The sequence below is a fragment of the Pseudomonas laurentiana genome (assembly GCF_014648275.1).
Classification (GTDB): domain Bacteria; phylum Pseudomonadota; class Gammaproteobacteria; order Pseudomonadales; family Pseudomonadaceae; genus Aquipseudomonas; species Aquipseudomonas laurentiana.
The window spans coordinates 33,910-46,245 of the sequence record NZ_BMQU01000009.1; the positions used below are offsets into that span (position 1 = coordinate 33,910).

The following is a 12,336-nucleotide window of genomic DNA, read 5'->3' on the forward strand; positions in this document are numbered from 1 at the left end:
GATACCCTGAACAACCCGCATTACGTTGAATCATTCAGAATCCAGCCCCCACGTAAGGGCTTTCATATTTCACTGTCCCACACCACTGTAACATTTCCCAAATAACGGTTCCCCGCATAGCCGATCATTTGCTCAACGCTATCTCGGCTCACCTCAAAGCTCAGCATGGCACGGCCATTATTCACGTACATTGAGGGATAAAAAAAGCTGGGGACACTATTACTGAGCTGATAGCGGTTGACTGCATTACCCGTCATTGACGTTACACCAGAGGGTAATGTCACCAGCGTATTAACTGGCACTACGTGACCGCTCCCATTTCTGATGCCACACCTATCACCCACCGGGTATTCGCATTGTATCTGCATTTTGAACACACCAGAGTTCCAGAGCTGAAAGGACTGATTTGCGAATAATTTTTCGGGGCGTCGACCACGGTTCAGCCATTGTTGCCAGCCGCCCTCAGGAATCAAAGCCAAGCGATCTGAATTCGGAGGAAATCGAACCCCGAGCACATGGTTGACCTCAAGAATGAAGTTTACAGTCAACGTGCTCTCACTCGGAATAATGACGTCGCCAAAATCAAAATCCATTCCAGGCCCAAGGGTATACACTACACTACCCGTATACGTGCCAGCCTCCATGTCAAGGGGGTTGGGTGTGGTTAACTGATAGGCCCCAGTAATCCCATAAAAATACATACGATCAAAAGCAAATAGCGCTTGTTTAGCACAGGCCTGGCCATTACGAGACAGCCAAAAAAACCTGAATACACGGGCGGTATAAGCTCCAATTGGCGTTGTACTGAAGCAGTTGCTAGGCGCATTATCGAGACTACCGCCAGCCCATAGTGCATCATGAGCCTTATATACGTTAGGTATGCCGGCCTTTATGGTAACATCTGAAGTTTCCATCGACAGACCCATACCAATAAACTTGAAAACTACATTTTTTGTAACACCACTCGAAGACGTAACCGATACAACTTTAGATTGTACCGGCACTTTTAGCATTACACCTTCACGTTCGTCGGCATGATTTGGATGAATCAAACGTTGCCCAGTAGCGCTAAAGTGCCCCAAAGATATACTATGCAAATTATTAGTCTTGCAATACTCAGGCTGCCTGAAACAAAACCCTACGTCGGGCGTTGTATTTTTAAAAGTATTGCCATATGGGGTTGTAGGGTCTGGTGAAAAACTGGCGGCAATATCAATACTTACCGCTAACGCCAGACTCGAGGCCATTGCCGACAAGCCTCCTATCATATATTTCAAATGCCGCTTGATTTTTTTATGGCGCTGGCCCCCAGCTCTATTTTCACGTTTCATTTTTTCACTTCGATACTTTTCTTGGCGTTTGCTTCTACCAAATAGAATCGATAAACCCGCCCTGCTTCCTTGGTAAAGCTAAAACTCTCCCCAGGCCTCACGTGGTGCTTTTTGGTAGCCTGGCAATCACTTTCTTTTTTTATCGAACAGTCCTTGAAATCATCCAGCACGATGGTGCTGTTACCCGCATTGCCCACACGATACTCAGTGGGACCATCCTGGATTTTCGTATCGAAACGGGTATTTTTGGGCCGTACAAAAAAGATCGCGCCATAACCAGTCAAAATGTTCACACCGGCAGACATCGACTGTTTGTACGCTTCACGCTCTGCGTCGGAGACGTTGAACTGATCGGCCTTCTCCGGCACGACAGGAACAAACCGCACACGGTAGTAACGCTCCCGATCCCGGTCTCCGATATACAGCAGGCGGGTGGCCTGCATCCCATTGGCGGGGACAATCAGCCGCGCGGGGCTGGCCACCAGCCCCTTGCGCTCCGAAGCAGCAGCGCCTTGAGTATCCAAGGGGGTTTCTGTGGCTTTCCCTTTCGCGTCAAAAGCCATTTCAAAGATACTGACTCGAACAAAGGCGGTACCATCACCACCATTGAAGACACGCTTGAGATACGTACTTTTATCACCGTCCATGTAATCATAAACGGCGCCAATATTAATGCTGGGGCCAGCCTGGGCGAAACTTGAGCACAGGCCCAATACCAGTAACCATCTATTCATGAGCAGGGGCCTCTCCGACAAGAATGCCGCAAATGCGAGCGGCGTTTCATGTCAGAAATGCTAGTAGGAAAAACCTGATCTGCCACTGGTATTTCTGCTAGGTATTCAGCCTCGGAGCGTCATGCTGCACCCTTAACTATCGAGCAAGAGGATGCCTCATGGAGGAACGTCTTCATGGCTCAGCCCGAGCAACGTCATGAACTCGAGCCGAGCTCCACGCATCGAATCGCAAGCGTGCTGCCCACTACCGATTGAACGTAAAAGCCGTGGCCAAATGGCGCTCGCGGTCAACGCCCAAGGACTCACGTATGGGACCCGCCCGGCTGCGAATGTGGCTGACGTGACAGAGGTCACTCAGCTACTGCATGGCGGTTTGGATACCTGAAAACTCGCTTCCGTGGCGTGGCCAGGAACACGGCACAATCGACCACACGGTTTGCCCTGTCGAATGTGTGAAGGCTGCGCAGCATTTGTTGAACGCTGCAGGTGACGTGCATCTGTAAGGCATGATAACCAGCGCTCAGCGCTGGTTATCATGGTCATTGACGTGAGACATCGGGGCTACAACGGTCGGTCGCTCGCTCGGTCAGTCATTGCCGGCTTCTGAACAACGTGCCCGGCGTTTCCCTAAGGATTTTCATATTTCACTGTCCCATACCACTGTAACATCTCCCAAATAACGCTCCCCCGCATAGCCGATCATTTGCTCAACGCCATCTCGGTTCACCTCAAAATTCAGTATGGCGCGGTCATTAACCACGTATTTTGAGGGATAAAAAATGCTGGGAGCACTATTGCTAAGTCGATAGCGATTTACTGCATTACCCGTCATTGACGTTATGCCATGGGGTAATGTCACCAGCGTATCCACTGGGACTACGTGACCGCTTCCATTCCTGATGCCACACATATCCCCCACCGGATATTGGCATTGTATCTGCATCTTGAACATAGCCGAAGTCGAAAGCCTGAAATGCTGATTCGCAAATAATTTTTCGGGGCGTCGACCACGGTTCAGCCATTGTTGCCACCCGCCCTCCGGAATCAAGGCCACGCGATCTGAATTCGGAGGAAATTGAACCGCGAATACATGGTTAACCTCAAGAGTGAAATTTATAGTCAACGTGCTCGCACTCGGAATAATGACGTCGCCAAAATCAAAATCCATTCCAGGCCCAAGCGTATACACTACGCTACCCGTATACGTACCCGGCTCCATGCCAAGGGGGTTGGGTGTGGTTAACTGATAGGCCCCAATAATTCCATAAAAGTACATACGACCAAAAGCAAATAGCGCTTGTTTAGCACAGGCCTGGCCATTGCGAGACAGCCAAAAAAACCTGAATACACGGGCGCTATACCCTCCAATTGGCGTTGTACTGAAGCAGTTGTCAGGTGCATTATCGAGACTACCGCCAGCCCATAGCGCATTATGAGCTTCATATACGTTAGGTATGCCAGCCTTTATGGTAACATCTGAAGTCTCCATCGACAGGCCCATACCAATAAACTTGAAAGTTACATTTTGTGTAGCACCGCTCGGCGACGTAACCGATACAACTCTAGGCTGCACCGGTACTTTGAGCATTACACCTTCCCGTTCGTCGACATGATTTGGAAGAATCAGACGTTGCCCAGTAGCGCTAAAGTGCCCCAAAGACACACTGTGCAAGTCATTAGCTTTGCAATACGCAGGCTGCCTGATACAAAACCCTACGTCGGGCGTTGTATTTGTAAAAATATTATTATAAGGATTTGTAGGGTCCGGCGAAAAACTGGCCGTAATATCAATACTTGCCGCCAACCCCAAACCCGAGGCCACGACAGACAAGCCCCCCACTATACATTTTAAATACAGCTTGATTTTTTTAGGGAGCTGCCACCCCGCTCTATGTTCAGGCTTCATTTTTTCACTTCAATACGTTTCTTGGCGTTTGCTTCTACCAAATGGAATCGATAAACCCGCCCTGCTTCTTTGGTAAAACTAAAACTCTCACCGGGTCTCACATGGTGCTTTTTGGTAGCGTGGCAATCACTTTCTTTTTTAATCGAACAATCCTTGAAGTCATCCAGCACAACAGTGCTGTTCCCCGCATTTTCCACACGATACTCAGTGGGGCCATTCTGAATTTTTGTATCGAAACGGGTGTTTTCGGGCCGTACAAAAAAGATCGCGCCATAACCGGTCAAAATGTTTACACCGGCAGACATCGACTGCTTGTACGCATCACGCTCTGCGTCGGAGACGTTGAACTGATCGGCCTTTTCCGGCACCACAGGAACAAACCGCACACGGTAGTAACGCTCCCGATCCCGGTCTCCGATATACAGTAGGCGGGTGGCCTGCATCCCCTTGGCGGGCACAATCAGCCGCGCGGGGCTGGCCACCAGCCCCTTGCGCTCTGAAGCACCAGCGCCTTGAGTATCCAAGGGGGTTTCTGTGGCTTCCCCTTTCTCGTCAAAGGTCATTTCAAAGATACTGACCCGAACAAAGGCTGTACTATCACCGCCATTGAAAACACGCTTGAGATAGGTACTTTTATCGCCGTCCATATAATCATAAACGGAGCCAATATTAATGCTGGGGCCAGCGTGGGCAAGACTTGAGCATACGCCCAATACCAGTGCCGATAACCATCTATTCATGAGAAGGGGCCTCGTTGGAAAGAATGCCGCACGTGCAAGCGGCGTTTCATATCAGAACTGCCAGTAGGAAAACCTAACCCGCCACTGGTACTTCTGTAGGTGTAATCGCACGCTTGATATACGGCTACAGAACGAACCTGATTCATACCGTGCTGTACAAGGACATACCGCACGGTTTCAACATGCTTTAGTGCCTTATCCTTGAGCCAGTTGCCCGGCGACACGACCTTCGATACAGCGCAAATCACCGGCCATCAGTACATCGCCGTCGGTTGGCAGGATGTTCGTATCCAAGGCAAATCGGCACATGACCTTCTCATCGCGGACAACTTCCAGCGTCGGAGTGCTGGCACTGAGTTCCATAGAGAAGAAGCCATCCACCTCAGTCACACCACGGCTGGCATGGTTAACCACATGGTGGCCCTTCATGGGGTTGCCTTGCGCATCAACCAAGCGTCCGAGCACGGTCAATGTCTTCATCACGCGTATTTTTTGGTAGGCCACACCGCCCTTGTTCAAATGATAGAGCGCGCGTGCAGGTTGAATCGTTGCGGCCGGGGCGTCGTTGCCCTGAAAATCGAACTGCACGGTGCCACCTTTATACGCAGCCACAGGTACTACATTTCGCCCTGGCCTGAGTATTGCTCCGCTGCCGCTCAAATCATCCGCGCGCAATTCAATTTCATCGAGGTCCGACTCAACGTCGATGATCATTCCGGCGTTGCTGCCCATATCCTGGCCTGTCAGTACCATCTTTTTGCCGCCCACCATCAGGTTGCTGCTCAAATTCAAGCTGCCAGACAGTGCCTGGTTGTAGGACGAACGCTGCATCTGCACATCCCCTGTAGCCAGATCGGTCTCAAATTGGGCAGAACCGGTGAGGCCTACACCATAGGTATCGGTCTGGACCGCGGCGTTTACACTGCGTACAGGTCCGGATTTGATATCTTGCTGGTAACCCAGGCTGGCATTGCGATCTGTCCGCCCGTCACGCGAGGCACGAGAGCCAACGCTGCCAGTCAGTCGTTTGCCTTCGCTGCCCAGGGCCATGGTCAGACTCAAATCAACACCGCGATTGCGCTGATTTCCACTGCTGGCAGAACCCGGGCGGTCGAACACGGACAAACGCCAGCTTGTGTCATGCCCAAACAGCTTGGCGTTACGCATCCAACCCAGATCCAGGCCCACACCTGCGACTTGCCCTTCACTATGAGAGAGGCGGGCATTAAGGCTGTTTTGCGTGCTCAAGCGATGAGACACGCCCAGCGAAGAATTACTGATGTTGCCGTTGTAAGGGCTGCGTTGACGTACACGACTACCATCGGACAGGGTTTCCCAGGTGTCGCGGTTATCCAGCCAGCTGCGGTTATGGCTCAGGATCACACTTCCCGAACCATAGTTATGCACGGCCTGCACATCCATGCCAACACCACGGTCCTGCGCTTGATAAACGCTGGTATACAGGCTCGACTGACTGCTGAGACCAATATCCATCGAGGCGCCCAGTTGGCTTTGGTCCCTGACCTGGCGCGCCGACAGCCCCACCACCGCACGCGGATGCAGCAAGTAGTTAACAGCCGCACCTGCCGTGAGCGCGCCATCGTCCGGATTTTCCACACTGCTCAACAGTGCGCTTTCACGGCCAAGGAACGCGTTGTAGCGCCAGCGCTGATTCGGATTGCTCCAATTGTTGGGCTTGTACACCAGTTCGTCGGTACGCGAGGTGACAGTGCCATCCTCGATCAGCCGCACTTCGATGTCGTAAATCCCCCCTGGCAAAGGTCGGGTATCCAGAGCCTGCAACCCAGGCTTTACCTGCTGGGTGTTGATCAGCGTGCCGTTACGGTAGATTTCTACTGTCGCGTCACGATTGGCAGTGACATAGATCGGGTATACAGACGGCTTCGCCCCGTCCTTGGCCAAACTGTCGGAACTGCCCAGCATAAGACCCAAGGCGGTATCGGGACTGTTGCCGAACGAGCGCGGTTGGCGACTTAAGCCAATGGAGTCCGGGGTGAAGTAACCGATGCGCAGAAAATTGTTCTGCAATTCTTTCTGTGTGTGCAGCTCGTAGACCGAATGCTGAACCTCGTCTCCCGGCCCGCCGCTTTTGGTTAACTGGCCACTGAATGTTTGAGTCCAATTACCCAGACTGGCGATGGCTTGCAAACCATAGCGACCGGAAAGGTCTTGCGCCTGCCCACCCGAAAGGTTCAATTGATTCTTCAACATGAGCCCCGTGCTTCCGCCCTCAGGTTGCTCATAGTGTTCGGTCGCATTGATATCGCGTTCGGCGTTGTTACTCAGCAACGACAGTTCGGAGTTTTCCAGGCTGTAATGCACCGCCACCAACCCGTTGGCGCATTGACGTTCACACGGCCCCAGGGCAATACCTTTTTGCAGCAGCGCTTGCCAGGCTTCACGCTCCACAGCCCCGATATCACTGTCGCGAGTATCGCTGAACTCAAGCAGCGTAACGCGTTCGTCCCGGGAGAGGACAACCATGGCCTCGCCCAGCACTTGACGATCAAGCATGACTCGTACGGCCAACGGCACGTCGAAGAAATGCTCATGGAATTCTTTGGGTAGCCCTTCTGCCTGGGCCAGCAAACTCAGATGCGTTGAAGGTGCTGCGACGGACTGGGCAGATGCTCCCATGCAGGCAGCTAAAGCAATCGCAACGGGCAAGCAGGCAAACCGAAACATGACAAGGCACCGAATTTTAGGCGAAAGGATTCTTCCGATAGATACCGGGGCACCCATCGGAAGAGTGAGTAAGTTCTAGAACCTAGATCAAACTACAACGTGCTTACTGCAGCTGAAACGTTAGCAAGCACGTAAACAGATGACGTTATGGAGTCACTGCATCGAAGGTCAACTGAACGTTGCCGGTGTAGTTACCGGGTTTATAGCCACCCGTTGTTGGTTTTACCGCGGCAATTTCAAAATTAACAACGCTCGGGGTTGCAGCTTGTGCTGCAGCGACCACTTCCTGCGACGTGGTCGTGAGCGTCTTGTTATTGAACTTAACGGTCAGCGGAATGCTGTCAGTAGCACTTGTAAGCACCGCTGGCGCAAGCAATGCACCCTTGATAGAACCGGCGGAATGCACCACATCAAACTGCTTGAGCAGCGAAGAAAGATCCCCAGTGACCGGGTTATAGCTAAGAATTTGAGTGTTACCGATCCAGCTTGAATCATTTGGCAGCACATAAAAATCAGCGGTTGGTACAACGGCTTCCAACTGAACAATGTGATTGATAGGGCTGGCCACAGCCTGCACAGAGAACGCTGCAGCAACGAATGCGAAAGGCATGAATACAGATTTTTTCAAGAAAGTCATTTTAAGGACATCCAGTAAAGTTGATGAGACGTTTAAATCTCCACATATTCCTGCATTACGGGCTGACCACTTGATCGTGCCGTGCAGCGAATGAGCACACTTTAGGTTCAGGCGCTAAATGGTTAAAGCAGACTAACCCTAGGATCCTGTAGGAAAAGTACTACAGCTACGCCATGCGCCACATATTCGCCACCATGCCCTACCCCACATGCTGGGTTTTTCAGGCGTAAGACGATCTAGCCTTGCTCGTACGGCAATGGCACGCCGAAGAAATGCTCATGGAATTCTTTGGGTCGCCCTTCTGCCTGGGCCAGCAAACTCGGATGCGTTGAAGGTGCTGCGCCTGACGGAGCAGATACCCCCATGCAGGCAGCCAAGGCAGTCGCAACGGGCAAGCAGGCAAGCCGAAACATGACAAGGCGCCGAATGTCAGGCGAAAGGATTCTTCCGACAGATACCGAAGTATCCATCGGAAGATCGAGTAAGCTCTGGAACTTTGACTACGCCATCCTACGCTTACTACAACCGAAGGTTCAGCAAGCAAGTAAACAGCTAGCGTTAAACATTAAATTTTTGCATCAAAGGTCAACTGTACGTTGCCGGTGTAGACACCTGGCTTATAGCCCCCCGCAGCTGGTTTGACCGGGGCAATTTCAAAATTAACAACGCTCGGGGCTGCAGCCTGCGTTTCGCTGACCACTTCCTGCGCGGTGGTCGTGAGCGTCTTGTTATTAAATTTAACAGTCAGTTGAATATTGTCGGTGGCACTTGTAAGCACCGCTGGCGCAAGCAATGCACCTTCGATAGAGCCAGCGGTATGCAGCACATCAAACTGTTTTACCAGCGAAGAAAGCTCCCCATTGACCGGGTTATAGCTAAGAACCTGAGTATTACCGATCCAGCTTGAATCATTTGGAATCACATAAAAATCAGCGGTTGGCACAACGGCCTCCAACTGAATAGTGTGATTGATAGGGCTGGCCACAGCCTGCACAGAGAACGCTGCAGCGACGAAAGCGAAAGGCATGAAGACGGTTTTTTTCAAGAAAGTCATTTTAAGTACACCCAGTAAAGTTGATGAGAAGTTTAAATCTCTACCCATTCCTGCATTACGGACTGACCACTTGATCTTGCCGTGCAGCGAATGAGCACACTTTAGGTTCAGGTGCTAACGGGGCAAAGCGGACTAACCCTAGGATTGTGTAGGAAAAATACTACAGCACACGCCATGCGCCACGTATTGACAGCCATACTCCGCCCCAAATGCTGATGCTTTCAGGAGTAACAAGCCTGACGCATAGCGGTCAGATCACTGGATCAGCATATAACGGTGCTTTCACCTGCAAGATGGCCGTCATGCTGGGCACAAAAAAAATCCGATGCCTGTTCGGGCATCGGATTTCGGTTACGTGTGCCAGAAGGTAAAGCGCAGAGGCTTACCTGACCAGCACCAGGCACTGGCCTGGCATTTTTAGCGACTGATGCCTTAGAACGGCATTTTGAAGCCCGGCGGCAATTGCATGCCGGCGGTCATGCTGCCCATTTTGTCCTGGCTGTTCTGCTCGACCTTGCGCACGGCGTCGTTGACGGCAGCGGCGATGAGGTCTTCGAGCACTTCCTTGTCTTCCTGCATCAGGCTGTCGTCAATGCTGATGCGCTTGACGTCGTGACGCCCGGTCATCACCACGCTGACCAGGCCTGCACCGGATTGACCGGTCACTTCAGCATTGGCCAGTTCTTCCTGCATCTTGGCCATTTTTTCCTGCATCTGCTGGGCCTGCTTCATCAGGCCGGCCATGCCACCTTTCATCATGGGGATCACCTCAAGTATCACATTACGGAATACGACCGGGAGCACGCTCCTGGCCGCCAGTGTCATTCAGTTACTCGCTTTGGCCAACCAAAGCGTCCACAGGTTCAATAGTATCGTCACGCACCACGGCACCGAACTGCTGGATCATCTGCTGGATGAACGGATCAGCATGAATCGATGCTTCTGCATCTCGCTGGCGCTCTGCACGGCGACGCGCGGCGGCCTGGGCCGGGGTTTCCTGTTCGGGCTGGATCAGTTCGATGACCAGGTTGATGCTGCGCCCCAGGTGCTGGTTCAGCGCGTCGTTAAGGCGCCGTTGCTGGGTAGCGTTGAACAAGGCGCCCTGCCCCGGGTCGAGGTGCAGCAGCCAGTTATCGCCCTCGGCGGCCATCAAGGTGCAGTTGGCGGCGATATTGCCGGTCATGCCGGAAACCGGCAACGCAGGGAACATTTCCAACCATTGCAGCGCAAGCCCGGTGGCCGGCTGGGCTGCCGGCAAGAGCACAGGCTCAGGTTCGGCGGCCATGGGGGCGGTTTCGCTGGCCAACTCATCCAGGTAGCTGTAGCCCATTGGGTCCAGCTCGGGCTCGTAGTAATCCTCGTCCAGCGGCGGCTCGTCGTCCCGCTCCATGCCGGCCGGGCTGTAGCTGGCGTCATCATCGAGCGGTGGCGCCTCCACCACCGGAGCCGCAACCGGCGCCGGCACCTCAGGCTGCACGGCCTCAACCAGCTCGGCTTCAACTACTGGTTCTGGTTCTGGTTTTGGCTCTACTACAGCCTGCGCCATCGGCGGATCGTTCCAGGGCAGATCGATCTCGGCCTCGGCAACGACCACGGGGGCGGGTTCAACGACGGGTTCGGGCTGCGGCTCAAGCGCGGGCGCAACAGGCAGCTCAGCCACGGGCGCGGGGGCTTCGACTACAGGCACCTGCACCGGCGCCTGCACGGGCGGCATAGCGGTGGCCGCAGCCACTGCTCGTGTGGAATCAGCTGTGGCCGGGCTGATCCCCACTGGCTTTAGTGTCGACCTGGGTGCATCCGGGGTATCGGCCGGACGGAAGGCCAGCATCCGCAACAGGACCATTTCGAAGCCGCTGCGCGGATCGGGGGCCAGCGGCAGGTCACGACGACCGATCAGGCCCATCTGGTAATAGAACTGCACATCTTCGGCTGGCAGCGCCTGGGCCAGTGCCAGCACGCGTTCGCGGTCACCCTGGCCGTTATCGACCGCTTCGGGCAACGCCTGGGCAATGGCCACGCGGTGCAGCACATTGAGCATCTCTGCGAGCACACCACTCCAGTCCGGGCCTTGTTCGGCCAGCTGTCGAACCGCCTCGAGCAATGCCCGGGCATCGCCCTCCAGCAGGGCCTGAAGCACGCCATAGACCTGGCCGTGATCAAGGGTACCGAGCATCGCCCGGACATCCGCAGCCAACACCTTGCCTTCGCCAAAGGCGATGGCCTGGTCGGTCAGGCTCATGGCATCGCGCATCGAACCGTCGGCGGCGCGCCCAAGCAACCACAGGGCATCGTCTTCAAACGGTACGTTCTCGACACTCAGCACATGGCTCAAGTGCTCGACGACGCGCTCCGGGGTCATGTTTTTCAGCGAGAACTGCAGGCAGCGCGACAGAATCGTGGCCGGCAGCTTCTGCGGATCGGTGGTGGCGAGAATGAATTTGACGTAGGGCGGCGGCTCTTCCAGCGTCTTGAGCAAGGCGTTGAACGAGTGGCTGGAAAGCATGTGGACTTCGTCGATCAGGTAGACCTTGAAGCGCCCACGGCTCGGCGCGTACTGCACGTTATCGAGCAGTTCGCGGGTGTCCTCGACCTTGGTCCGGCTGGCGGCGTCGATTTCGATCAGGTCGACAAAACGGCCTTCGTCGATTTCCCGGCAGACCGAACAGGTGCCGCACGGGGTCGAGGTGATACCGGTTTCGCAGTTAACGCACTTGGCAATAATGCGCGCAATGGTGGTCTTGCCGACACCCCGGGTACCGGTAAACAGGTAGGCGTGGTGCAGGCGCTGATTGTCCAGCGCGTTGATGAGGGCCTTGAGCACATGGGTCTGGCCGACCATTTCGCGGAACGAGCGCGGACGCCATTTACGTGCAAGAACCTGATAACTCATCGAAAACCGTCGCGATCCAGAAGCTGAAGAGGGCTAATGCTAGCGGAGCGGGGGCAAAATTGCATCCGGTGTCGTCTACGCTGTGCAAGAGGACAGGCAGCGGTGCGGCTCAATCGTCAAATAGACGACGGCTCACACAGCAAAAACGCTGTCTGAGAGGGGAAATAACGGGAGGGGGACTTTCAAAATGGAGGCGGCCCCACCAGCCACACCCCGGCACACGATGTTCCCGCTATGGCTGCTCCCTTCCGGGCCTGACCAGGTTGACGGGTAATCGTTGCGGGGGGACCGATGGGGCCACCACTACGCGGCTCATCAAGCGACGAGCCGCGCCATTG

General features: G+C 54.0%; 9 protein-coding genes, 1 other RNA gene and 1 pseudogene. 1 reads left to right on the forward strand and 10 read right to left on the reverse strand.

Translation table 11 applies throughout. The features are described 5' to 3' along the window. Nucleotides 1–62 precede the first annotated feature (62 nt). Together IE038_RS11120 and IE038_RS11125 are read right to left on the reverse strand one after the other, a co-directional pair. Nucleotides 63–1,331: a hypothetical protein gene (locus IE038_RS11120; protein ID WP_189395628.1), complete on the reverse strand. Its 1,269-nt coding sequence runs from the start codon at nt 1,329–1,331 to the stop codon at nt 63–65. Next, nucleotides 1,328–2,065, reverse strand: coding sequence for a molecular chaperone (locus tag IE038_RS11125; protein WP_189395629.1), 738 nt, complete (start codon nt 2,063–2,065; stop codon nt 1,328–1,330). The genes IE038_RS11120 and IE038_RS11125 overlap by 4 nt, the downstream gene beginning before the upstream one ends. Nucleotides 2,066–2,434: 369 nt before the next feature. Between IE038_RS11125 and IE038_RS24490 the strand changes: the two are divergent. Beyond that, nucleotides 2,435–2,568, forward strand: a pseudogene (locus IE038_RS24490) (IS5/IS1182 family transposase); the annotation flags it as partial. 134 nt (nt 2,569–2,702) lie between these two features. Here IE038_RS24490 and IE038_RS11130 read toward each other — a convergent pair. From IE038_RS11130 to ffs, 8 genes are all read right to left on the reverse strand, one after another. Further along, the gene (locus IE038_RS11130; protein ID WP_189395630.1) at nt 2,703–3,971 is read right to left on the reverse strand and encodes a hypothetical protein; all 1,269 of its coding nucleotides are present in this window, start codon (nt 3,969–3,971) and stop codon (nt 2,703–2,705) included. Then, on the reverse strand, nt 3,968–4,711 hold the full coding sequence (locus tag IE038_RS11135) for a molecular chaperone (RefSeq protein WP_189395631.1): 744 nt from the start codon (nt 4,709–4,711) through the stop codon (nt 3,968–3,970). Before IE038_RS11135 ends, IE038_RS11130 begins: the two co-directional genes overlap by 4 nt. 195 nt (nt 4,712–4,906) lie before the next feature. Next, nucleotides 4,907–7,417, reverse strand: coding sequence for a TcfC E-set like domain-containing protein (locus IE038_RS11140; RefSeq protein ID WP_189395632.1), 2,511 nt, complete (start codon nt 7,415–7,417; stop codon nt 4,907–4,909). Between the two features lie 145 nt (nt 7,418–7,562). Then, nucleotides 7,563–8,054: a CS1 type fimbrial major subunit gene (locus IE038_RS11145; RefSeq protein ID WP_163935638.1), complete on the reverse strand. Its 492-nt coding sequence runs from the start codon at nt 8,052–8,054 to the stop codon at nt 7,563–7,565. Between the two features lie 565 nt (nt 8,055–8,619). Then, nucleotides 8,620–9,108: a CS1 type fimbrial major subunit gene (locus tag IE038_RS11150; RefSeq protein WP_163935635.1), complete on the reverse strand. Its 489-nt coding sequence runs from the start codon at nt 9,106–9,108 to the stop codon at nt 8,620–8,622. A gap of 432 nt (nt 9,109–9,540) precedes the next feature. Next, nucleotides 9,541–9,867 (reverse strand): YbaB/EbfC family nucleoid-associated protein, encoded by a 327-nt coding sequence (locus tag IE038_RS11155; protein ID WP_065760970.1) that lies wholly within the window; start codon nt 9,865–9,867, stop codon nt 9,541–9,543. Between the two features lie 70 nt (nt 9,868–9,937). Next, complete coding sequence (dnaX, locus tag IE038_RS11160; RefSeq protein WP_163935633.1) at nt 9,938–11,998, reverse strand: DNA polymerase III subunit gamma/tau; 2,061 nt, start codon at nt 11,996–11,998, stop codon at nt 9,938–9,940. A 197-nt stretch (nt 11,999–12,195) separates the two neighbouring features. Beyond that, nucleotides 12,196–12,292, reverse strand: an RNA gene (gene ffs, locus IE038_RS11165) — signal recognition particle sRNA small type. Between the last annotated feature and the right edge of the window lie 44 nt (nt 12,293–12,336).